Genomic DNA, 22,317 nt, shown 5'->3' with positions numbered 1-22,317 from the left:
AACCGCCCATGGGAGCGCATAGCGTGCGTCCCCCACGGCGCACAGGGGGCGCGAGTGCATCGGGGAGGGATCGTTCCGGGGAGGGACCGTGATGACGACGAACACGACGGCGAAGCCGCGAGAGCACACCAGGACCACCACGGCACCCCTCCGGCGTGACCCGCCCGCGCCCCACGGCCCGGCCCCCGCCGAGGCCGTTCCCTTCCCGCCCCGCGCCCGGGGCCGCCACCGCAAGCCCCGCCCCCGCAAGGTCCTGCTCGCCGCCGGTGGCCTCGCCCTCGCCGCGGGCGCCCTGAGCCTGCTGCGTCTGACCTCCGGCCCGGGCGCCGGCACCGGCACCGCCGAGGCCGGGCCCCGCCCGGATCCGGTCACCACGGCCACGGACGACACCACCCAGACCGCCGCGACCTTCCCGGCGGTCCCCGACGCGAGCCCCTCGTCACCCACCGCCCTCGGAGCCCTGCCCTCGTCGCCGGTCGTCAAGGGCGCACGGCCGGCGCCGTCCGCCCCCAGCGGCGGCACGACGGCGAGCCCCCCGGCCGCCACGACCATCCCCGACACACCGAACACCCACGCCCCGGCGCCACCGCCGACCGCCTCGGGGGGCGGCGACGCCCAGCGGCCCGCCCCGGCCCCGACGACCGCACCGCCCCGCCGCACCCCACCGGCACCGGCACCGGCGCCCCAGCCCGAGGAGCCGAAGCAGCCCCACGACCCGGGCCTGTGCGTACCGGTCATCGGCCTGTGCGTGGACACCCCGGTCGGCAACCGCTGACAGCCCGCGGCTACGACCCGCGAGCGGTTACGGCGCCCCGTCCCGGCGCGTGAGCAGCCACGGCTCCACCACGCCCAGGCCACGCACCGGCCGCTGCCACATCGGCTGCAGCCCGAAGCGGTACACCGGGGGCTCCTCGCCCTCCTTCTCGGCCGCCGCGGCCTCCTCGGCCGCCTCCGCCTCCGAGGCCGGGGCGTCCTGCGTCCGGATCAGTTCCTCGGCGAAGGCCGTGTCGACGAGGACGGCGTCCTTCGGAGCTATCGAGGTGAGCCGGGACGCCAGGTTCACGGTCGTACCGAACACATCACCCATACGGGTGGTCACCGTGCCGAACGCCATGCCGACGCGCAGCTCCGGCATCGTCTCGTCGTGCGCCATGGTCTCGATCAGCCGCAGGGCGATCTCGGCGGCCGTGCCCGCGTCGTCGGCGGCGTAGAGGACCTCGTCGCCGAGGGTCTTGATCAGCCGCCCGCCGTTCGCGGCCACCAGGTCGGCGGCCGTCGTCTCGAAGGCCTCGACGAGCTCACCGAGCTCCTCCTCCTCCATACGGCGGGTCAGCCGCGTGAACCCGACCAGGTCGGCGAAGCCGACGGCCAGGCGCCGGTCGACCATCTCCTCGTCGTCGGCCGCCTGCACGACCCGCCCGGCCGAGGCGGCGAGCTGCCGACGCCAGACGTAGACCAGGAACTCCTCCAGCTCGGGCAGGAGCAGCTCGACGATGGGGTACGTCACCTCGGTGCGGGTCATGCCGGGCTCCGGCGGCTCGGTCAGCCCCTCCAGGAAGGAGTCGATCTGCCACTCGGCGAGCCGGGCGGTGGTCTGGCCCGTGGACCGGGCGACCTGCACGGCCATCGCCTCGCTCAGCAGCCCCGCCTCGACCAGACCGGCGAGGCGCCGCAGGGCGAGGACGTCGGCCTCGGTGAGGGCCTTGGCCTGGCCGATGTCGGCGAAGCCCATGGCCCGCCAGAAGCGGGAGGCCAGTTCCATGGAGACACCGGCGCTGCGAGCCGCCTGAAACGGGGTGTAGCGGCGCTCGGCGCCCAGGATGAGCCCTTCGAGGCGCAGGGCGAGCGGATCCTCGCCGGAGTCGGCGCCCTGCGCGTCCTCGCCGGAACCCGAGTCGTCGACGGTCACGCGTGTTGCCCTTCCGATCTGTCACGGTCATGTATCGACCGGCCTCAACTCTACGGCAGGTGTGCGCCAGCTCACTCCGTCAGGTTCAGCCGAGGGGTGGGTGCTCGGGGTTCGCCTGGTGCTCGGCGTTGGTGCCGGGCCCTCCGGGGCTGCCGCCCCCAGGCCCCCGGCTTCGGCCCGAACGGCCTCGTCCTCAAGCGCCGGACGGGCTGGAAGCCGCCGCTGCGGGCAGGCGCAGCCGCCCAGCTGCGGGCAGGTGTGCCGCCAGGGGCGGCACGGGTGGGCGGTGGGGGTCGCGCTGCCCGAGCGAAGCCGAGGGCTTGGGAGAGGCACTCCGCTCCGCCGGGCTGCGAAACGCCCCGCGCTCAGCGCCCACCCGCAGCACCTCGAGACGCCGGGCTGCGGACCAGCCCGGCCAGCACCGACGCCGCAGCACCTGACGACGCCGGGACTCGAACCCGCTCACGCCGGCCTCAGGTGCACGATGTCCCCCGCCCCGACCGGCTCCTGCACCCCCTCCTCCGTCGCCAGCACCAGCCGCCCGTCTCCGTCCACCGCCACCGCTTCCCCCACCACGGCCCGATCCCCCGGCAGCTCCGCCCGCACCTCACGGCCGAGCGTCGCGCACCCCGCCACGTACGCCTCCTGCAACCCGCAGGCCCCCGCGTCCCCCTCGGCCTCGCGCCACTTCCCGTACCACTCCTCCAGCGAGCGCAGCATCCCCCTCAGCAGCGGATCGCGGTCCGTGCTCACCGCCCCGGCCAGCCCCAGCGACCCGGCCGTCGGCACGGGCAGCTCGTCGGCCTTCAGGGAGACGTTGACGCCGACCCCGATCACGACCCCGTCGTCACCGGCCCGCTCGGCCAGGATCCCGCCGGCCTTGCGCTCCGCGCCCCCCACCGTGACCAGTAGGTCGTTCGGCCACTTCAGGGCCGTGTCCACGCCCGCCGCCCGCGACAGGCCCGTCGCCACCGCGACCCCCGTGAGCAGCGGCAGCCAGCCCCACCGCGCCACCGGCACCTCGCCAGGCGTGAGCAGGACGGAGAAGAAGAGGCCGGAGCGTGGCGGCGCCGTCCACTGGCGGTCGAGCCGGCCGCGGCCCGCCGTCTGCTCCTCGGCGACCAGCACCGCGCCCTCACGCGCCTCGCCCTTCGCCGCCCGGGCCACCAGATCGGAGTTCGTGGATCCGGTGCGCTGCACCACGTCCACCTCGGACCACAGCCCTCCCGGCCGTACCAGACCCCGGCGCAGGGCGGTGATGTTGAGGGGCGGGCGGTCCAGATCCGACCACCGGCTCCCGTTCGGCTCTGATGCATCTCGCGGCGTCATGCAAGCCACCCTAGGTGTGGCAAACGCCGCACTGCCGATGTGGAGGCACCCCACTACTCTACGGATGAGTAACCGTCCCCCCTTTTGAGCAGGCAGGGAGCCGCATCCCGATGTCCGAGCCGGAAGAGCAGCAGCAGCCCGACATTCACACGACCGCGGGCAAGCTCGCGGATCTTGAGCGACGCATCGAGGAAGCGACCCACGCCGGCTCCGCTCGCGCCGTCGAGAAGCAGCACGCCAAGGGAAAACTGACGGCCCGTGAGCGGATCGAGCTGCTGCTCGACGAGGGCTCGTTCGTCGAGCTCGACGAGTTCGCCCGGCACCGCTCCACCAACTTCGGCCTCGACAAGAACCGCCCGTACGGCGACGGCGTCGTGACCGGGTACGGCACCGTCGACGGCCGCCCGGTCGCCGTGTTCTCGCAGGACTTCACCGTCTTCGGCGGGGCCCTCGGCGAGGTCTACGGCCAGAAGATCGTCAAGGTCATGGACTTCGCCCTGAAGACCGGCTGCCCGGTCATCGGGATCAACGACTCCGGTGGCGCCCGCATCCAGGAGGGCGTGGCCTCCCTCGGCGCCTACGGTGAGATCTTCCGCCGCAACACCCACGCCTCGGGTGTCATCCCGCAGATCAGCCTGGTCGTCGGACCGTGCGCGGGCGGCGCGGTCTACTCCCCGGCGATCACCGACTTCACGGTCATGGTCGACCAGACCTCGCACATGTTCATCACCGGCCCCGACGTCATCAAGACCGTCACCGGCGAGGACGTCGGCTTCGAGGAGCTGGGCGGCGCCCGCACCCACAACGCGACCTCCGGCGTCGCCCACCACATGGCGGGCGACGAGAAGGACGCCATCGAGTACATCAAGCAGCTGCTGTCGTACCTGCCGTCCAACAACCTCTCCGAGGCGCCGGCCTTCCCCGAGGAGGCCGACCTTGAGGTCGGTGACGAGGACCGCGAGCTGGACGTGATCGTCCCGGACAGCGCGAACCAGCCGTACGACATGCACGCGGTGATCGAGCACGTCCTGGACGACGCCGAGTTCTTCGAGACGCAGCCGCTGTACGCGCCGAACATCGTCACCGGCTTCGGGCGGGTCGAGGGCCACCCGGTCGGCATCGTCGCCAACCAGCCGATGCAGTTCGCCGGGTGCCTGGACATCAAGGCCAGTGAGAAGGCCGCCCGCTTCGTGCGGACCTGCGACGCGTTCAACGTGCCCGTCATCACCTTCGTCGACGTGCCCGGCTTCCTGCCCGGCGTCGACCAGGAGCACGACGGCATCATCCGCCGCGGCGCCAAGCTGATCTACGCCTACGCCGAGGCGACCGTCCCGCTCATCACGATCATCACCCGCAAGGCCTTCGGCGGCGCCTACGACGTCATGGGCTCCAAGCACCTGGGTGCCGACCTCAATCTCGCCTGGCCCACCGCCCAGATCGCCGTCATGGGCGCCCAGGGCGCGGTCAACATCCTGCACCGCCGCACCCTCGCGGAGGCCGAGGCGAACGGCGAGGAACTGGAGGCGGTCCGGGCGCGGCTGATCCAGGAGTACGAGGACGCCCTCCTCAACCCCTACGTGGCGGCCGAGCGCGGCTACGTCGACGCCGTGATCCGGCCCTCCGAGACCCGCCGGCACGTCGTACGGGGTCTGCGTCAACTGCGTACGAAGCGGGAATCCCTGCCTCCCAAGAAGCACGGCAACATCCCCCTCTAGCCCGCAGCGAGCCCAGGAGGCCCACATGACGATCAAGGTCGTACGGGGCAACCCGACCCCGGAGGAGCTGGCCGCCGCCTTGGCGGTGGTCAGGGCGCGCGCCGCGGCGGCGGCAGCCGTCCCGCCCGGCGCGCCCGCGTCCCGCGACTCCTGGTCCGACCCGTCCCGCATCGCGGCCCACCGCCTGCCCCAGCCGGGGCCGTCGGCGTGGGGCCGGACGTACTGGCCGGGCTAGAGCCCGGGGGCGCGGGGAACCGCGCGCGGCGGGACGACGCGGGGCGCCGATTTGAGTACCTCTACTCAGGCGCCCCGCCCTCCCGAGCCGCACGCTGGACTCATGCTGTGGTCCGACCCCGAGAACGAACCGCCCGAGGAACTGCGTGACATGCAGGACATGCTGCGGCGGCTGAGCGTTTTCCTGGCCCTGGCCATGGTGCTCGTGATGATCGTGATCGGCGTCAGGTGAGACCGGCACCGGCCGGGTGACTAACCTGACCGCATGACCGCTCAGCGCCGCAGGCGACTCGTCCTCGCCTCCCAGTCCCCCGCCCGGCTCGGGCTGCTCCGCCAGGCCGGCCTCACCCCCGAGGTGATCGTGAGCGGCGTCGACGAGGACGCCGTCACCGCCCCCACCCCCGCCGAGCTGGCCCTCGCCCTGGCCGAGGCGAAGGCCTCCGTCGTGGCGGCCCGGCCGGACGTCAAGGGCGCGCTCGTGATCGGCTGCGACTCGGTGCTGGACCTGGACGGCCAGGCCCTCGGCAAGCCCGCGGACGCCGAGGAGGCCACCGCCCGCTGGAAGTCGATGCGCGGCCGCGCCGGCACCCTGCAGACCGGCCACTGCGTCTACGACACGCTCACCGGCCGCTATGCCTCCGCCACCGCGTCCACGGTCGTGCACTTCGGCGAGCCCACCGACGAGGAGATCGCCGCCTACGTCGCCTCCGGCGAACCCCTCTACGTCGCCGGGGCGTTCACGCTGGACGGCCGCTCGGCCCCGTTCATCGACGGCATCGACGGCGACCACGGCAATGTGATCGGCATCAGCCTGCCGCTGCTGCGCCGGCTGCTGGCCGAACTGGGCGTCGGCATCACGGAGTTGTGGGCGCCGGCGGAGAGCTGACGGGGGTCCCGTCGCCGCCCCGGCCGCCCTCGGGCCCGGCGGCGGCGTCGGCGGGCCCGGCCGGACGGTCGTACGTCATCAGCAGCAGCACGATCAGCGCCAGGACCAGCACCATGAACAGGAACGCGGTCCAGCCGACGAGGCCCCAGGTGAACGCGCCCAGCATGCCGTGCACGACGGCCGCGCTGATCAGCAGCACCCGTCCGAGGCCCGCCGGGGGCCGGTCCCGCAGCGCCACCAGCAGGGCGACCAGGCCGCACAGGGCGAAGTAGAGGCCGAAGACGATCCCGCCGACCTTCGACGACACCGACATCATGTGCGGGTCGAGACCGGCCAGCGACATGTCCTGCCGGTCGACGACGACCCCCAGGAACCAGTTGAGCGCCGCGAGACCGAACGCCTCCGCGAACAGCACCACCGCCACGACCCACGCCACCGGCCTGCGTATCACCGGGCCCACCCTCTTCCCCTCTGAGACACCGCGAACGCTACTAACCGGTAAACCCCGGGACAAGGGTCCGGCAGCGGGCAAAGAATCATTGGGCCATTCGTAGGGACTCGACAAAGAAACCGAGTGGCCCGCAGCACGTGATGACAGAGACCTTGACCACAGGAGACGGCTAGGGTTTCCCGCAGGAGTACTGCGTACCGCGGTGCGACAAGGGATTTCGCCGCTCGAGCGAGCCTCGCATCACGCTCCGTGTGGGCAAGCTCACCACTGGGGACGGGTCGAAGTGTCGTGTCGGCTGTCCCTAAACTCGGCTTGTTTCAAGGAGGGAGCCTCAATCGTGCGCAAGGTGCTCATCGCCAACCGTGGCGAAATCGCTGTCCGCGTGGCCCGGGCCTGCCGGGATGCCGGTATCGCGAGCGTGGCCGTCTACGCCGACCCGGACCGGGACGCTCTGCATGTCCGCGCCGCGGATGAGGCGTTCGCCCTGGGCGGTGACACGCCGGGCACCAGCTACCTCGACATCGAGAAGGTGCTGGGCGCCGCCCGCGAGTCGGGCGCGGACGCCATCCACCCGGGTTACGGCTTCCTCTCCGAGAACGCCGAGTTCGCGCAGGCGGTCCTGGACGCGGGTCTGATCTGGATCGGCCCGCCGCCGCAGGCGATCCGCGACCTCGGTGACAAGGTCGCCGCCCGGCACATCGCGCAGCGCGCGGGTGCCCCGCTGGTGGCCGGCACGCCCGACCCGGTGTCCGGCGCCGACGAGGTCGTCGCCTTCGCCGAGCAGCACGGGCTGCCGATCGCGATCAAGGCCGCGTTCGGTGGTGGCGGTCGTGGTCTGAAGGTCGCCCGCACGCTCGAAGAGGTGCCGGAGCTGTACGACTCGGCGGTCCGTGAGGCCGTCGCCGCGTTCGGCCGGGGCGAGTGCTTCGTCGAGCGCTACCTGGACAAGCCGCGGCACGTGGAGACGCAGTGCCTGGCCGACCAGCACGGCAACGTGGTCGTCGTCTCGACCCGTGACTGCTCGCTCCAGCGCCGCCACCAGAAGCTGGTGGAGGAGGCTCCGGCTCCCTTCCTGTCCGACGCGCAGGTGGATGAGCTGTACTCCGCCTCCAAGGCGATCCTGAAGGAAGCCGGTTACGTCGGCGCCGGCACGGTCGAGTTCCTCGTGGGCCTCGACGGCACGATCTCCTTCCTGGAGGTCAACACCCGTCTCCAGGTGGAGCACCCGGTCACCGAGGAGGTCGCCGGCATCGACCTCGTGCGTGAGATGTTCCGCATCGCCGACGGTGAGGAGCTCGGCTACGGCGACCCGGAGCTGCGCGGTCACTCCTTCGAGTTCCGCATCAACGGCGAGGACCCGGGCCGCAACTTCCTCCCGGCTCCCGGCACGGTCACGACGTTCGCCCCGCCGTCCGGCCCGGGTGTCCGTCTGGACGCGGGCGTGGAGTCCGGCTCGGTCATCGGCCCGGCGTGGGACTCGCTGCTGGCGAAGCTGATCGTCACCGGCCGCACGCGCAAGGAGGCCCTTCAGCGGGCCGCCCGTGCGCTGGAGGAGTTCCAGGTCGAGGGCATGGCTACGGCGATCCCGTTCCACCGCGCGGTGGTGAAGGACCCGGCGTTCGCGCCCGAGCTGACGGATTCCTCCGACCCGTTCACGGTCCACACCCGCTGGATCGAGACGGAGTTCGTCAACGAGATCAAGCCGTTCGCCGCGCCGGCGGACGCCGCGGACGCGGACGAGGAGCCGGGGCGCGAGACGGTGGTCGTCGAGGTCGGCGGCAAGCGGCTCGAGGTCTCCCTGCCGTCCTCCCTGGGGATGTCCCTGGCCCGTACGGGCCTCGCGGCGGGCGCCAAGCCGAAGCGCCGCGCGGCGAAGAAGTCGGGCCCCGTCGCCTCCGGCGACACCCTGGCCTCGCCGATGCAGGGCACCATCGTCAAGGTGGCCGTCGAGGAGGGCCAGGAGGTCAAGGAGGGCGACCTGATCGTCGTCCTGGAGGCCATGAAGATGGAGCAGCCTCTCAACGCCCACCGGTCGGGCACGATCAAGGGTCTGAGCGCGGAGATCGGCGCGTCGGTGACGTCGGGCGCGGCCATCTGCGAGATCAAGGACTGACCCCAGTCAACGACCCCGACGGCGCGACCCCTATCGGGTGCCGCGCCGTTCGGGTTGCGGAGCGCCTACGGCGGGGTGGGGTCGGGGCCGCGCCGGGGGGTATCCGTCCTCGGAACGGCGCGATGGGCTCGGACACCGACTCACTCCCCGTCGACGCGCCAACCGCTGCGGGCGGACACCCCCCGACACGACCCCTTACGACGTACCTAGCTGCGGGCATGCGTGCCGCTAGGGGCGGCACGGGTGGGCGCAGCGGCACCCCGCTACGCCGGGCTGCGAAACCCCCCGGCCCCAGCAGCAACGCGGCAGCACCTGGCAACACCGGGACACGCACACACCCGGCATCAGCGGCAGCGGCAGCGGCAGCCGCGTCAGCGCCGGCGCAGGTCAGCCACCCGCGCCCGCTCCGCCCCGCCCCCCTGCTCACCCAGCATCGAGGCAGAAGCAGACCTCAACTGCCCCCCGCCCCCCGGCACCTGCCGCCGAGGCCCGGGCAACGGCACATCCCGGCGCTGCTGGCGCGCCGGGACCGCATCACCCCCCGGGCCTCCGGCAGAACCCCCCGGCCCCCCGGCGACAGCGATCTGCACACCCTGGTCGGCCAGCGCCTGCAACTCCGTGGCGGCACGGTCGTCATGCGCCGGCGGCTCGTCCGTGACAAGCCGCGTGATGAGATCCGTCGGCACGGTCTGGAACATGGTGTCGGTGCCGAGCTTGGTGTGGTCCGCGAGGACCACGACCTCAGCGGCAGCCTGCACCAACGCCCGGTCGACGGACGCCGACAGCATGTTGGACGTGGACAGCCCCCGCTCAGCGGTCAAACCGCTCCCGGACAGGAACGCCCGCGACACCCGCAGCCCGTGCAGGGACTGCTCGGCACCACTGCCGACCAGGGCGTAGTTCGAACCACGGAGCGTGCCGCCGGTCATCACGACCTCGACCCGGTTGGCGTGGGCGAGTGCCTGCGCCACCAGCAGTGAGTTGGTGACGACGGTCAGGCCGGGCACCCGGGCGAGCCGGCGAGCCAGCTCCTGGGTCGTCGTACCCGCCCCGACCACGATCGCCTCTCCCTCTTCCACGAAGTTCGCGGCGAGGTCGGCGATGGCGGTCTTCTCGGCGGTCGCGAGATGAGACTTCTGCGGAAAGCCGGACTCCCGCGTGAAACCGCCCGGCAGTACCGCACCGCCGTGCCGGCGGTCGAGGAGTCCTTCTGCCTCCAGCGCGCGCACGTCCCGCCGTACGGTCACTTCGGAGGTCTGGACGACGCGGGCGAGCTCACGGAGCGACACGGCCCCGTTCGCTCGCACCATTTCGAGGATCAATTGGCGACGTTCTGCAGCGAACACGAAACTGACAGTAACGCCAGCGACCGTCTGCTTTCAGCAGTTTGCGCTGAATAGCAGAAGATGTTCGCACCGAGCAGCGGGAAGTGGTATAGGGCCTAGTCCCGCCGCCTATGCCGTACGAATGGTCGAACACTCCCCGTGACCAGGGAGGAGTCGATTTCGGCCTCAGCCGTGGCCGTTCTCCTTGCGCGTGTGCAACTGCCGTGCCACCTCGGCGATCGAGCCCGACAGGGAGGGGTAGACGGTGAAGGCGTTCGCGATCTGTTCGACGGTCAGATTGTTGTCGACCGCGATCGAGATGGGGTGGATCAGTTCCGAGGCGCGTGGTGAGACGACGACACCGCCGACCACGATGCCCGTGCCCGGGCGGCAGAAGATCTTGACGAAGCCGTCGCGGATGCCCTGCATCTTGGCGCGCGGGTTGCGCAGCAGCGGCAGCTTCACGACCCGGGCGTCGATCTTCCCGCCGTCGACGTCGGCCTGGGTGTAGCCGACGGTGGCGATCTCCGGGTCGGTGAAGACGTTCGACGAGACCGTCTTCAGGTTCAGCGGGGCCACCGCGTCGCCCAGGAAGTGGTACATCGCGATACGGCCCTGCATGGCGGCCACGGAGGCCAGCGCGAACACCCCGGTCACGTCACCGGCCGCGTACACGCCCGGCGCGCTCGTGCGCGAGACCTTGTCGGTCCAGATGTGGCCCGACTCGCGCAGCCGGACACCGGCGTCCTCAAGACCCATGCCGGCGCTGTTGGGCACGGCGCCGACGGCCATCAGGCAGTGCGAGCCGGTGATGACCCGGCCGTCCGCGAGGGTGACCTCGACCCGGTCCCCGACCCGCTTGGCGGACTGCGCCCGGGAGCGCCCCATGACGTTCATGCCGCGCCGCCGGAAGACGTCCTCCAGCACCGCGGCGGCGTCCGGGTCCTCGCCCGGCAGCACCCGGTCGCGCGACGACACCAGCGTCACCCGCGACCCGAGCGCCTGGTAGGCACCGGCGAACTCGGCACCGGTCACACCGGATCCGACCACGATGAGCTCCTCGGGCAGCTCGTCGAGGTCGTACACCTGCGTCCAGTTCAGGATCCGCTCGCCGTCGGGCTGGGCGTCGGGCAGCTCACGGGGGTGCCCGCCGGTGGCGATGAGCACGGCGTCGGCGGTCAGGGTCTCCTCGCTCCCGTCGGCGGTGCGCACCACGACCTTGCGCGACCCGTCGAGCGCCTGCATGCCCTCCAGCCGCCCGCGCCCGCGCATGACACGCGCCCCGGCACGCGTCACGGCGGCGGTGATGTCGTGCGACTGGGCGAGCGCGAGGCGCTTCACACGCCGGTTGACCTTGCCCAGGTCGACACCGACGACCCGGGCGGCCTGCTCGATGTGCGGGGTGTCGTCGGCGACGATGATCCCCAGCTCCTCGTAGGAGGAGTCGAAGGTGGTCATCACCTCGGCCGTGGCGATCAGGGTCTTCGACGGCACGCAGTCGGTGAGCACCGACGCCCCGCCCAGACCGTCGCAGTCGACGACGGTCACCTCCGCGCCGAGTTGAGCGGCCACCAGGGCCGCTTCGTATCCGCCGGGTCCGCCACCGATGATCACGATCCGAGTCACGTACTCCATTCTCCCGCACCGCTCAGCGTGCCACCGCCCCGGGGGCCCGCCGATGCGCCGGTTGTTACGACAGTGACGCCGGGGCCGCCTGCCGTACCCTTCCCCCATGTCGCTCTACGCCGCGTACGCCGGCAACCTCGACGCGCGGCTGATGTCCCGCCGCGCCCCGCACTCGCCGCTGCGCGCCACCGGCTGGCTGAACGGATGGCGACTGACCTTCGGCGGCGAGCACATGGGCTGGGAGGGCGCACTGCCGACGATCGTGGAGGACCCGCTCTCCCAGGTCTTCGTCTCCCTCTACGACATCGCCCCGATGGACGAGGACTCCCTCGACCGCTGGGAGGGCGTGGGCCTCGACATCTACCGTCGTACCCGCGTACGGGTCCACACCCTGGAGGGTGAGGACTCCGCCTGGGCCTTCGCCCTGAACGCCTACGAGGGCGGCCTGCCCTCCGCCCGCTACCTGGGCGAGATCGCCGACGCGGCCGAGTCGGCCGGCGCCCCCCACGACTACGTGATGGAGCTGCGCAAACGCCCCTGCTGACGGCGGCCCGCGCGCGACCCCTTCGTCGGAAACGACAAGACAACGATCGCCACCCCGTGAGCTCTGCCATCTACGCGCGTAGGCAAACAGCGGCTACCCTCATCGGCGTGAACGCATCTCTTCTTCCGGACGACATCCAGGGCGACCCCCACGCGGCCGCCGACGCCGCCGCGGCCCGCCTGCGCGAACTGACGGGCGCCGAGACCCACGACGTCGCCCTCGTGATGGGCTCCGGCTGGGCCCCGGCCGTGGACGCGCTGGGCGCCCCCGAGGCCGAGTTCCAGGTCACCGAGCTCCCCGGTTTCCCGCCCCCGGCGGTGGAGGGCCACGGCGGCAAGATCCGCTCGTACCGGATCGGCAACAAGCGCGCGCTGGTCTTCCTGGGCCGTACGCACTTCTACGAGGGCCGTGGAGTGGCCGCGGTCGCCCACGGTGTCCGCACCGCGGTCTCGGCCGGCTGCAAGACGGTCGTCCTCACCAACGGCTGCGGCGGCCTGCGCGAGGGCATGCGCCCCGGCCAGCCGGTCCTCATCAGCGACCACATCAACCTCACCGCCACCTCCCCCATCATCGGCGCGAACTTCGTCGACCTCACCGACCTGTACTCGCCGCGTCTGCGGGCCCTGTGCAAGGAGGTCGACGCGACGCTGGAGGAGGGTGTCTACGCCCAGTTCCCCGGCCCGCACTACGAGACTCCGGCCGAGATCCGTATGGCCCGGGTCATCGGTGCGGACCTGGTGGGCATGTCGACGGTCCTCGAGGCGATCGCCGCGCGCGAGGCGGGTGCCGAGGTGCTGGGCATCTCCCTCGTCACCAACCTCGCCGCGGGCATGACGGGCGAGCCCCTCAACCACGAGGAGGTCCTCCAGGCCGGCCGCGACTCCGCGACCCGCATGGGCTCCCTCCTGACCCAGGTCCTGGGCCGCCTGTAGCCACGACGTACAGGCGGGTGGGGACCGGGGGGTTTCGCAGCCCGGCGGAGCGGGGTGCCGCTGCGCCCACCCGTGCCGCCCCGAGCGGCACGCATGCCCGCAGCTAAGCGCGCCCGCAGCCGCCGTCGTACGTAAGGGGTCGTGTCGGGGGGTGTCCGCCCGCAGCGGTTGGCGCGTCAACGGACAGTGAGTCGGTATCCAAGCCCATCGCGCCGTTCCGAGGACGGATACCCCCCGGCGCGGCCCCGACCCACCACCGGCGTCACGCGAAGCGAACCCGCACCCCCACCACGTCGCACCCCACCCCACCGCACCGCCACCACACCGGAGAGGCTGACACCACACCGTGCACGACGAACTCATCGCACAGGCCCAGGCGTGGCTCACCGAGGACCCCGACCCGGACACCCGCGCCGAACTCGCCCGCCTCATCGACGCCGAGGACGAGACCGAACTCGCCGCCCGTTTCAGCGGCACCCTCCAGTTCGGCACCGCCGGCCTCCGCGGCGAACTCGGCGCCGGCCCCATGCGCATGAACCGCTCGGTCGTCATCCGCGCCGCCGCGGGCCTCGCCGCGTACCTGAAGAAGCAGGGCCACGACGACGGCCTCGTCGTCATCGGCTACGACGCCCGCCACAAGTCCCATGACTTCGCCCAGGACACCGCCGCCGTCATGACCGGCGCCGGCCTGCGCGCGGCCGTCCTCCCCCGCCCCCTCCCGACCCCCGTGCTCGCCTTCGCGATAAGGCACCTCGGCGCGGTCGCCGGCGTGGAGGTCACCGCCAGCCACAACCCGCCCCGCGACAACGGCTACAAGGTGTACCTCGGCGACGGCTCCCAGATCGTCCCCCCGGCGGACATCGACATCGCGGCGGAGATCGCCGCCGTACCGTCCCTCACCACGGTCCCGCGCCCCACCGAAGGCTGGGACACCCTCGACGACAGCGTCCTGGACGCCTACCTGGCCCGCACGGACGCGGTCCTGTCCGAGGGCTCCCCCCGCACGGCCCGCACGGTCTACACGGCGATGCACGGCGTCGGCAAGGACGTCCTCCTGGCCGCCTTCGCCCGCGCCGGCTTCCCGGCCCCGGTCCTCGTCGCGGAGCAGGCCGACCCCGACCCGGAGTTCCCGACCGTCGCGTTCCCCAACCCGGAGGAGCCCGGCGCGATGGACCTGGCCTTCGCCAAGGCCCGCGAGACCGGCCCCGACCTGATCATCGCCAACGACCCGGACGCCGACCGCTGCGCCGCCGCCGTACAGGACGGCGCCGACTGGCGCATGCTGCGCGGCGACGAGGTCGGCGCTCTCCTCGCCGCCCACCTGGTCCGCCGCGGAGCGACCGGCACGTTCGCGGAGTCGATCGTCTCGTCGTCCCTCCTCGGCCGTATCGCCGAGAAGGCGGGCCTCCCGCACGTCGAGACCCTCACCGGCTTCAAGTGGATCGCCCGCGCCGAGGGCCTGCGCTACGGCTACGAGGAGGCCCTCGGCTACTGCGTGGACCCCGAGGGCGTACGCGACAAGGACGGCATCACCGCCGCGTTGCTGATCACGGAACTGGCGTCCCAGCTCAAGGAGGAGGGCCGCACCCTCCTCGACCTGCTGGACGACCTGGCGGTGGAGCACGGTCTGCACGCGACGGACCAGCTGTCGGTCCGCGTCGAGGACCTCGCCCTCATCACCGCCGCGATGGGGCGCCTGCGCGAGCAGCCCCCGACGGAGCTGGCCGGCCTGCCGATCACCAGCACGGACGATCTCACCAAGGGCACGGCCGAACTCCCGCCCACGGACGGCCTGCGCTACACCCTCGACGGCGCCCGGGTGATCGTCCGCCCGAGCGGCACGGAGCCGAAGCTGAAGTGCTACCTGGAGGTCGTGATCCCGGTCGGCTCGCACCAGGACCTCCCGGCGGCCCGCGCGAAGGCGACGGCGCTGCTGGAGTCGATCAAGCGCGACCTGTCGACGGCGGCGGGCATCTGAGGCCCGAGGCCTCGCACGACCACCCTTACCCCTTCCGGGCGGCCTCCCGCCGCTGCCGCTTGCCGAGAGGCGCCTGGGAGAGGTCCTCGGCGGTGGACCGCAGGTTCTTGTAGCCGTACCCGCGCTGCTCCAGCCACGCCCGGGCCGAGTCCTCGGCCCGCTCGGTCGCCTCCAGGATGTCCTCCTCGGCCTCCCCGGAGTCCAGGAAGCGGAACGTGAAGGCGGGCCGCACGGCCACGTCGTACGTCAGGCTCCCCTCGGGCGTGAACGCGGCGCGCAACACGTCGTGCTCGGCGGCCCGCTCCAGCAGCGCGGCGCGCTGGTCGGCGCTCAGCCCGTCGAAGACGCCTCGGACGGTGACACGGAAGGTACGACTGCTCATGCCCTGAACGTAGGCGCGAGCAGCGATGTGACACCACCGCTTTTCCCACGGACGACGCGCCACCGAGAGCCCCGGCCCGGGCCCAGCAGAATCCGGCCACAGAACCGCCACCCCACCGCCGACCCAGCCGTCAGCCGAACCGTCAGCCCACCCGCCAACCCAGCCCTCAGCCCGCAACCCTCAACCCTCAGCCCTCAGCCCTCAGCCGAACTACCGACCCACCGCCACCATCACCCCACCCCACCCCTCACCCCACCGCCACAAGAATCAACACCAGCACCGCCCCCGCCAGCGCAGGAGCCAGCACCTCGTAGGCCCACCGCACGGTGACCTCGCCCCGCGCCGACTCCACCTCGTGCCGAGCCTCGTGCAGCCCACGCAGCTCGTCCATGATCCGGTCGGTCTCGGCCCGCGCGGCGCCCTCGGACACAGGTCCCCCGCCGAGGCCCCCGTCCAGCCCCGCCCGCATCCCGAGCGCGCTGCCACGCCCCTCGTCCCGTCCGAGCTCCCGCCCCATCTCCCGCCGGGCCTGCGCGGTCGCCCGCATCTCCTGCCGCGCGGCCTTCTTGCGGGCGCGCAGCGACACGGGCACGGCCCACAGCTGGTACTTCGCACCGGACTCGGTGAGGACCTCGTTCGAGTAGGCGGAACGCAGCGAGGCGACCTGCCCCCAGGGCAGGACGATGTTGCGGAAGGGGTTGCGGATCCGCAGCCGGTCGTCGCCCGCGTAGACGGCGGGCCGCAGCGTGAAGGCGATGACGAGCGGTACGACGAGGAGCAGCACGGCGAGGGTGAGCCACGGCGTGCGTCCCTCGCCCGAGACGATCGCGTCGATTCCGAGCCACCCGGCGATGGCCAGCAGCATCGCGCCACCGAGGATCGCCGGGGCCGACCGGTACACCCGGTCCTTGAACTCGGGCTCCGGCGGCCGCGGCGCCGGGGACTGGGGTTCGGGGCTCGTCATGTCTCGATTCTGCCGGACCCACCCGGGACCTGACCTCCACCCCCTCCCCAAGACCAACCCAAACTCCCGCGACGCCGTCCCACCCGGCCCCGGCCCCGGCTCCTCCAGAACCCCACCCCGCACCACCCCGCCCCACCTCCCCCCCCCGTAGAAGAGAACCCGGGGCTGTACAGCCGCTACGCGCGTAGATATGCTCGTCTGGTGACCATGCCCAGTTCTGCACTCACCGCAGCTCACCCCCTCAAGGACGTCGCCTCGTCCGACAGCACGCTGCGCCGCTTCCTCCACGGGCTCCCCGGCGTCGACGCGGTCGGACTAGAGGGCCGCGCGGCCTCCCTCGGCACCCGTTCGATCAAGACGACCGCGAAGGCGTACGCCATCGACCTCGCGATCTCGATGGTCGACCTGACGACGCTGGAAGGCGCGGACACCCCGGGCAAGGTCCGGGCGCTCGGCGCGAAGGCGGTCAAGCCCGACCCGACGGACCGTACGACGCCCGCCACCGCGGCGGTCTGCGTCTACCCCGACATGGTGGCCGTGGCCAAGGAGGCCGTCGCCAGCTCCGGCGTGAAGGTCGCCTCGGTGGCCACGGCGTTCCCGGCCGGCCGCGCCGCGCTCGACGTCAAGCTGGCCGATGTGCGCGACGCCGTCGCCGCCGGTGCCGACGAGATCGACATGGTCATCGACCGCGGGGCGTTCCTCGCGGGTCGATACATGAAGGTGTACGACGAGATCACCGCCGTGAAGGAGGCCTGCGGGACCTCAGCCCGCCTGAAGGTCATCTTCGAGACGGGCGAGCTCTCGACGTACGACAACATCCGCCGCGCGAGCTGGCTCGGGATGCTGGCGGGCGCGGACTTCATCAAGACCTCCACCGGCAAGGTCGCGGTGAACGCCACCCCCGCGAACACCCTGCTGATGCTGGAGGCGGTGCGCGACTTCCGCGCCCAGACCGGCATCCAGGTCGGTGTGAAGCCGGCCGGCGGCATCCGCACCTCCAAGGACGCCATCAAGTTCCTCGTGCTGGTCAACGAGACCGCGGGCGCGGACTGGCTGGACAACCACTGGTTCCGCTTCGGCGCCTCGTCGCTGCTGAACGACCTGCTGATGCAGCGCCAGAAGCTGGCCACCGGCCGCTACTCCGGCCCCGACTACGTGACGGTGGACTGAGACCCCATGAAGATGGAAAACGTGTCATCGGTATTCGCATACGCCCCGGCCCCCGAGTCGCGCGCGATCGCCGACATCGCGCCCTCGTACGGCCTGTTCATCGACGGTGAGTTCGTCGAGGCGGCGGACGGCAAGGTCTTCAAGACCGTCTCCCCGTCCACCGAGGAGGTCCTCTCCGAGATCGCCCAGGCCGGTTCCGAGGACGTCGACCGTGCGGTGAAGGCCGCGCGCCGGGCCTTCGAGAAGTGGTCGGCGCTGCCGGGCGCGGAGCGCGCGAAGTACCTCTTCCGCATCGCCCGCATCATCCAGGAGCGCTCCCGCGAGCTCGCCGTTCTCGAGACCCTCGACAACGGCAAGCCGATCAAGGAGACCCGCGACGCCGACCTGCCCCTGGTCGCCGCGCACTTCTTCTACTACGCGGGCTGGGCCGACAAACTCGACCACGCCGGCTACGGGGCGAACCCGCGGCCGCTGGGCGTGGCGGGCCAGGTCATCCCCTGGAACTTCCCGCTCCTGATGCTGGCGTGGAAGATCGCCCCGGCCCTCGCGACCGGCAACACGGTCGTGCTGAAGCCGGCCGAGACCACCCCCCTGTCGGCGCTGTTCTTCGCGGACATCTGCCGCCAGGCGGGCCTGCCCAAGGGCGTCGTCAACATCCTCCCGGGCTACGGCGACGCAGGCGCGGCGCTGATCGCCCACCCCGACGTTAACAAGGTCGCCTTCACCGGCTCCACGGCCGTCGGCAAGGAGATCGCCCGCACGGTCGCCGGGACCCGCAAGAAGGTCACGCTGGAACTGGGCGGCAAGGGCGCCAACATCGTCTTCGACGACGCCCCCATCGACCAGGCCGTCGAGGGCATCGTCAACGGCATCTTCTTCAACCAGGGCCAGGTCTGCTGCGCGGGTTCCCGGCTGCTGGTGCAGGAGTCGATCCAGGAGGAGCTGCTCGACTCCCTCAAGCGCCGCCTGTCCACGCTGCGTCTCGGCGACCCGCTGGACAAGAACACGGACATCGGCGCGATCAACTCCGAGGAGCAGCTCACCCGCATCACCTCGCTCGTCGAGCAGGGCGAGGCGGAGGGCGCCGAGCGCTGGTCACCGGCGTGCGAGCTGCCGGAGAGCGGCTACTGGTTCGCCCCGACGCTGTTCACGAACGTCACCCAGGCGCACCGGATCGCCCGCGACGAGATCTTCGGCCCGGTGCTGTCGGTGCTGACGTTCCGTACTCCGGACGAGGCGGTCGCGAAGGCCAACAACACGCCGTACGGCCTGTCGGCCGGCATCTGGACGGAGAAGGGCTCGCGCATCCTGGCGGTCGCGAACAAGCTCCGCGCAGGTGTCGTCTGGTCCAACACGTTCAACAAGTTCGACCCGACGTCGCCGTTCGGCGGTTACAAGGAGTCGGGCTTCGGCCGCGAGGGCGGCCGCCACGGCCTGGAGGCGTACCTCGATGTCTGATGCACGACTGTCGGTGTTCAAGACCTACAAGCTGTACGTCGGCGGGAAGTTTCCGCGTTCCGAGAGCGGCCGGGTGTACGAGGTGACCACGAAGACATCGGCCGCCGGCGCGGCGGGGAAGGGCAAGTGGCTGGCGAACGCGCCGCTGTCGTCCCGCAAGGACGCCCGTGACGCGGTCGTCGCGGCGCGCAAGGCGTTCGGCGGCTGGTCCGGGGCGACGGCGTACAACCGCGGTCAGGTGCTCTACCGCGTCGCCGAGATGCTGGAGGGCCGCCGCGGCCAGTTCACCCGTGAGGTGGCCGACGCGGAGGGCCTGTCGAAGTCCAAGGCGGCGGCGGTCGTGGACGCGGCGATCGACCGCTGGGTCTGGTACGCGGGCTGGACCGACAAGATCGCCCAGGTGGTCGGGGGCGGCAACCCGGTCGCGGGGCCGTTCTTCAACCTGTCCTCCCCCGAACCGACCGGCGTGGTCGCCGTTCTGGCGCCGCAGGAGTCGTCGTTCCTCGGCCTGGTGTCGGTGCTCGCCCCGGTGATCGCGACCGGCAACACGGCGATCGTGGTGGCGAGCGAGAAGTCCCCGCTGCCCGCCCTGTCCCTGGCCGAGGTCCTGGCCACCTCGGACGTCCCGGGCGGCGTCGTCAACGTCCTGTCGGGCCGTACGGCCGAGATCGCGGCCCCGCTGGCGGCCCACCAGGACGTCAACGCGATCGACCTCGCGGGCGCCGACGAGGTCCTCGCGAAGGAACTGGAGATCGCGGCGGCCGACAACCTCAAGCGGGTTCTTCGTCCACAGCCTGTGGATTACACGGAGACGCCGGGAACCGACCGTCTGACGGCCTTCCTGGAGACCAAGACGGTCTGGCACCCCACGGGGTCACTGGGCGCGTCGGGTTCCTCGTACTAGGCGCCCTTCACAGTCGAAGCCCCGGCCCTCCTCCGTCCAGGAGGCCCGGGGCTTCTCCGCGTCCCGTCCCCCTCAGCTCCAGCCGTGGCGTGGCTGGTCCGGGAGGTCCCGCTGCCGGGCCGGTGGGCTACTGCTGCGACAGCAGCCCGACCGCCTGGCCGACCACCGGGATGCTCCCGATCGACTGGGCCTGTGCCACCGGGCCCGTCAGGGCCTGGGACGTCATCGGCTTGAAGTCGGCCAGGCCGGTGCCGACGCCGTTGTCGAGCGGGTCGACTCCGGTGCCGGCGAGCGGGTTGGGCTTGAGACCGGCGACCGGGCCGGTGACGTAGCCGAGGGTGCCGGTCGCGGCCTGGAGGCCGGACTGGGGGTCGATCTTGCCGAGGGAGGTGGGGCGGGAGTTCACCACACCCAGGACCGACTCGGTGTCCGCCGCGGCCGACGCGGTGCCCGCCCCCAGTGCCACGCCCGCGGTCGCGAGGACGGCCAGGGCACGCTGGGCGGCCGGCTTCTTGGGAGAGTCGTGTCGGGCCATGACTGCCACCTTCTGATGCACTGGGTAATCGTTTCGGGACCGAGGGTAGTTTAGGTGTGACGCGCGCATCAAAGCCGACCCGCGGGGTCGTACGGCCCCCGGTGGATGCCTCACACTGGTGTCCCGTGAGTTCACCTCTGCCCATACCGACGCGAGTCGTGCTGCTCTGCGGCCCTTCCGGCTCCGGCAAGTCCCTCCTCGCGGCCCGCTCCGGCCTCCCGGTGCTCCGGCTCGACGACTTCTACAAGGAGGCCGGCGACCCGACCCTGCCGCTCGTGGCGGAGAGCTCCGACATCGACTGGGACCACCCCGACTCCTGGGACGCGGACACGGCCGTCGCCGCGATCACCCGGCTGTGCCGCACGGGCCGCACGGACGTGCCCCTCTACGACCTCTCGCTCAGCGCCCGCACCGGCGTGGAGACGGTCGACTTCGGGCAGCCGCCGCTGTTCATCGCGGAGGGCATCTTCGCCGCGGAGATCGTCACGCGCTGCCGCGAACTCGGCGTTCTCGCCGACGCGCTGTGCCTGAGCCGCGGCCCGGTGAAGACGTTCCGCCGCCGGTTCCTGCGGGATCTGAGGGAGGGCCGCAAGTCGGTGCCGTTCCTGCTGCGCCGCGGCTGGCGCCTGATGCGGCAGGAGCGCACGATCGTCGCCCGCCAGACCGCGCTGGGCGCGTACGCCTGCGACCGCGACGAGGCGATGGACCGCCTGGCGGCAGCGGCGGACGGCCGCTGCGCGAGCCTGCGTACGGCGGCCTAAGCCGGGGCGCACAGAGGAAAGCGGGACCGGACGGACCCCCCGGCCCTCCAGTCCCGCTCCCGTGCTCCCCCGTTGTCCTCCCCCGAGTCCCCCGTCGTCCCGCGAGGACGCCCCCCGGCATCCGCGCGGTCCCCCACTCTCCTGCCAGGACGCCCCCCAGCGTCCCCGCAGTTCCCCAGTGGGCCCCCTTTGTGGTGCTCCCCCCCGAACCTTCAGGCCACGAGCTCGCCGAAGGCGTCCTCCTCGTCACGGCCGAAGCTGAGGACCTCGTCCTCGCGCAGCCGGCGGAGCGACCGCCAGATGCTGGACTTCACCGTGCCGACACTGATGTCGAGGATGTCCGCGATCTCCGGGTCCGTGCGGCCCTCGTAGTAGCGCAGGACCAGCATGGTGCGCTGGAGTTCGGGCAGCCGGGCCAGCGCCTGCCACAGGACCGCGCGCAGCTCGGTGCCGCGCATCGCGTCCGTGTCACCGGCCGTCTCCGGCAGTTCCTCGGTCGGGTACTCGTTCAGCTTGCGGCGGCGCCACGCGCTGATGTGCAGGTTGGTCATGGTGCGGCGGAGGTATCCGCCGACCGCGGCCTTGTCACTGATCCGGTCCCACGCCCGGTAGGTCGAGAACAGCGCGCTCTGCAGCAGGTCCTCGGCCTCGAAGCGGTCACCGGTCAGGTGGTAGGCGGTTGCGTACAGGGAGGCGCGGCGCTCCTGGACGTAGGCGGTGAACTCCGCCTCCGTCAGCGAGCGGCGCTCCCCCGAGCCCTCCCCGTACACGGCTCCCCCGTGAGCCGCCCCCGTCCCCTTGCTCTCCCCCGTGGGTGCGTCAACCACCGTCATGAACACGGTGTGCTGACGCCCGGCACCGCGAGCGCACCCCCGCCCTCCCCCGAGCTCTCGGCTGCGCTCGAGCAGGGAGGTACCCCCATCGACACCGGACTTCTCGCAAGCCCTGTGCACGTCGTGCAGACGCGTGACAACTGCGCTGGTGCTGATGCCGTGCAGCGTGTTCATCTCGCGCCCCCCGTCGTGGACTTCCGGTGTGCGGCCCGCCGGTTGGGGCGGGCTTCCTTGCTTGTGCCGAAAAGCTTGCCGCGGCACTTTCATG

22 protein-coding genes are annotated in these 22,317 nt (G+C 71.9%); 13 read left to right on the top strand and 9 right to left on the bottom strand.

The window, feature by feature from the left end:
- Nucleotides 1–91 precede the first annotated feature (91 nt).
- Entirely contained in the window at nucleotides 92–775 is a 684-nt protein-coding gene (locus tag ACFZDE_RS12215) for a hypothetical protein (RefSeq protein WP_391199625.1), read from the top strand.
- Between the two features lie 27 nt (nucleotides 776–802).
- Here the strand turns inward: ACFZDE_RS12215 and ACFZDE_RS12210 are convergent, their stop codons facing one another.
- Nucleotides 803–1,909, bottom strand: coding sequence for an adenylate/guanylate cyclase domain-containing protein (locus tag ACFZDE_RS12210; RefSeq protein WP_142160202.1), 1,107 nt, complete (start codon nucleotides 1,907–1,909; stop codon nucleotides 803–805).
- A gap of 462 nt (nucleotides 1,910–2,371) precedes the next feature.
- Nucleotides 2,372–3,238: a biotin--[acetyl-CoA-carboxylase] ligase gene (locus ACFZDE_RS12205; protein WP_390993538.1), complete on the bottom strand. Its 867-nt coding sequence runs from the start codon at nucleotides 3,236–3,238 to the stop codon at nucleotides 2,372–2,374.
- A 110-nt stretch (nucleotides 3,239–3,348) separates the two neighbouring features.
- On the opposite strand from ACFZDE_RS12205, the gene ACFZDE_RS12200 reads away from it, so the two are divergent.
- The 4 genes from ACFZDE_RS12200 to ACFZDE_RS12185 all read left to right on the top strand — a co-directional run bounded on the left by ACFZDE_RS12200 (nucleotide 3,349) and on the right by ACFZDE_RS12185 (nucleotide 6,073).
- Complete coding sequence (locus tag ACFZDE_RS12200) at nucleotides 3,349–4,953, top strand: carboxyl transferase domain-containing protein (RefSeq protein WP_390993536.1); 1,605 nt, start codon at nucleotides 3,349–3,351, stop codon at nucleotides 4,951–4,953.
- 25 nt (nucleotides 4,954–4,978) lie between these two features.
- Nucleotides 4,979–5,188, top strand: coding sequence for an acyl-CoA carboxylase epsilon subunit (locus tag ACFZDE_RS12195; protein WP_385650716.1), 210 nt, complete (start codon nucleotides 4,979–4,981; stop codon nucleotides 5,186–5,188).
- A 102-nt stretch (nucleotides 5,189–5,290) separates the two neighbouring features.
- Complete coding sequence (gene mmpB, locus ACFZDE_RS12190) at nucleotides 5,291–5,419, top strand: morphogenic membrane protein MmpB (RefSeq protein WP_390993533.1); 129 nt, start codon at nucleotides 5,291–5,293, stop codon at nucleotides 5,417–5,419.
- A gap of 33 nt (nucleotides 5,420–5,452) precedes the next feature.
- Complete coding sequence (locus ACFZDE_RS12185; RefSeq protein ID WP_391199623.1) at nucleotides 5,453–6,073, top strand: Maf family nucleotide pyrophosphatase; 621 nt, start codon at nucleotides 5,453–5,455, stop codon at nucleotides 6,071–6,073.
- Here ACFZDE_RS12185 and ACFZDE_RS12180 read toward each other — a convergent pair.
- A complete protein-coding gene (locus tag ACFZDE_RS12180; protein WP_391199621.1) occupies nucleotides 6,042–6,524 on the bottom strand; it encodes a hypothetical protein in 483 nt (160 codons plus the stop codon). The genes ACFZDE_RS12185 and ACFZDE_RS12180 overlap by 32 nt on opposite strands.
- 337 nt (nucleotides 6,525–6,861) lie before the next feature.
- On the opposite strand from ACFZDE_RS12180, the gene ACFZDE_RS12175 reads away from it, so the two are divergent.
- Nucleotides 6,862–8,637, top strand: a complete 1,776-nt coding sequence (locus tag ACFZDE_RS12175) for a biotin carboxylase N-terminal domain-containing protein (protein WP_391199619.1) — start codon at nucleotides 6,862–6,864, stop codon at nucleotides 8,635–8,637.
- A 371-nt stretch (nucleotides 8,638–9,008) separates the two neighbouring features.
- Here ACFZDE_RS12175 and ACFZDE_RS12170 read toward each other — a convergent pair whose 3' ends face one another.
- Both ACFZDE_RS12170 and ACFZDE_RS12165 read right to left on the bottom strand, forming a co-directional pair.
- Nucleotides 9,009–9,983: a DeoR family transcriptional regulator gene (locus ACFZDE_RS12170; protein WP_390993525.1), complete on the bottom strand. Its 975-nt coding sequence runs from the start codon at nucleotides 9,981–9,983 to the stop codon at nucleotides 9,009–9,011.
- 165 nt (nucleotides 9,984–10,148) lie between these two features.
- Nucleotides 10,149–11,597 (bottom strand): NAD(P)H-quinone dehydrogenase, encoded by a 1,449-nt coding sequence (locus ACFZDE_RS12165; RefSeq protein WP_391199617.1) that lies wholly within the window; start codon nucleotides 11,595–11,597, stop codon nucleotides 10,149–10,151.
- Between the two features lie 97 nt (nucleotides 11,598–11,694).
- Here ACFZDE_RS12165 and ACFZDE_RS12160 point away from each other — a divergent pair, with 97 nt between their 5' ends.
- The 3 genes from ACFZDE_RS12160 to ACFZDE_RS12150 all read left to right on the top strand — a co-directional run bounded on the left by ACFZDE_RS12160 (nucleotide 11,695) and on the right by ACFZDE_RS12150 (nucleotide 15,042).
- On the top strand, nucleotides 11,695–12,132 hold the full coding sequence (locus ACFZDE_RS12160; RefSeq protein ID WP_390993521.1) for a gamma-glutamylcyclotransferase: 438 nt from the start codon (nucleotides 11,695–11,697) through the stop codon (nucleotides 12,130–12,132).
- Between the two features lie 107 nt (nucleotides 12,133–12,239).
- The gene (locus ACFZDE_RS12155) at nucleotides 12,240–13,064 is read left to right on the top strand and encodes a purine-nucleoside phosphorylase (protein WP_390993519.1); all 825 of its coding nucleotides are present in this window, start codon (nucleotides 12,240–12,242) and stop codon (nucleotides 13,062–13,064) included.
- A 346-nt stretch (nucleotides 13,065–13,410) separates the two neighbouring features.
- Nucleotides 13,411–15,042 carry a phospho-sugar mutase gene (locus tag ACFZDE_RS12150; RefSeq protein WP_391199616.1) on the top strand — a complete coding sequence of 544 codons (1,632 nt, stop codon included), beginning with the start codon at nucleotides 13,411–13,413 and terminating at the stop codon, nucleotides 15,040–15,042.
- 25 nt (nucleotides 15,043–15,067) lie between these two features.
- Here the strand turns inward: ACFZDE_RS12150 and ACFZDE_RS12145 are convergent, their stop codons facing one another.
- Together ACFZDE_RS12145 and ACFZDE_RS12140 are read right to left on the bottom strand one after the other, a co-directional pair.
- Nucleotides 15,068–15,424 (bottom strand): DUF6204 family protein, encoded by a 357-nt coding sequence (locus tag ACFZDE_RS12145; protein ID WP_390993515.1) that lies wholly within the window; start codon nucleotides 15,422–15,424, stop codon nucleotides 15,068–15,070.
- A gap of 247 nt (nucleotides 15,425–15,671) precedes the next feature.
- A complete protein-coding gene (locus ACFZDE_RS12140; RefSeq protein WP_391199615.1) occupies nucleotides 15,672–16,388 on the bottom strand; it encodes a PH domain-containing protein in 717 nt (238 codons plus the stop codon).
- Between the two features lie 207 nt (nucleotides 16,389–16,595).
- On the opposite strand from ACFZDE_RS12140, the gene deoC reads away from it, so the two are divergent.
- The 3 genes from deoC to ACFZDE_RS12125 are packed head-to-tail and all read left to right on the top strand — an operon-like array spanning nucleotide 16,596 to nucleotide 19,920.
- Nucleotides 16,596–17,558 (top strand): deoxyribose-phosphate aldolase, encoded by a 963-nt coding sequence (deoC, locus tag ACFZDE_RS12135; protein ID WP_391199613.1) that lies wholly within the window; start codon nucleotides 16,596–16,598, stop codon nucleotides 17,556–17,558.
- 21 nt (nucleotides 17,559–17,579) lie between these two features.
- Nucleotides 17,580–19,016 (top strand): aldehyde dehydrogenase family protein, encoded by a 1,437-nt coding sequence (locus tag ACFZDE_RS12130; protein WP_390993509.1) that lies wholly within the window; start codon nucleotides 17,580–17,582, stop codon nucleotides 19,014–19,016.
- On the top strand, nucleotides 19,009–19,920 hold the full coding sequence (locus tag ACFZDE_RS12125) for an aldehyde dehydrogenase family protein (RefSeq protein ID WP_391199612.1): 912 nt from the start codon (nucleotides 19,009–19,011) through the stop codon (nucleotides 19,918–19,920). Before ACFZDE_RS12130 ends, ACFZDE_RS12125 begins: the two co-directional genes overlap by 8 nt.
- A 127-nt stretch (nucleotides 19,921–20,047) precedes the next feature.
- Here the strand turns inward: ACFZDE_RS12125 and ACFZDE_RS12120 are convergent, their stop codons facing one another.
- A complete protein-coding gene (locus ACFZDE_RS12120) occupies nucleotides 20,048–20,455 on the bottom strand; it encodes a hypothetical protein (protein WP_388321836.1) in 408 nt (135 codons plus the stop codon).
- 56 nt (nucleotides 20,456–20,511) lie between these two features.
- Here ACFZDE_RS12120 and ACFZDE_RS12115 point away from each other — a divergent pair, with 56 nt between their 5' ends.
- Entirely contained in the window at nucleotides 20,512–21,216 is a 705-nt protein-coding gene (locus ACFZDE_RS12115; protein WP_390993504.1) for a uridine kinase, read from the top strand.
- Nucleotides 21,217–21,428: 212 nt separating this feature from the next.
- Here ACFZDE_RS12115 and ACFZDE_RS12110 read toward each other — a convergent pair whose 3' ends face one another.
- Nucleotides 21,429–22,223, bottom strand: a complete 795-nt coding sequence (locus tag ACFZDE_RS12110; RefSeq protein WP_391199610.1) for a SigE family RNA polymerase sigma factor — start codon at nucleotides 22,221–22,223, stop codon at nucleotides 21,429–21,431.
- Between the last annotated feature and the right edge of the window lie 94 nt (nucleotides 22,224–22,317).

Origin of the sequence: Streptomyces sp. NPDC007929, from assembly GCF_042959065.1 — a bacterium.
In the GTDB taxonomy this organism is placed as follows: Bacteria; Actinomycetota; Actinomycetes; order Streptomycetales; family Streptomycetaceae; genus Streptomyces.
Note: the sequence above shows the minus strand (reverse complement) of the source record. Positions and strands in the feature narration are given on the sequence as shown.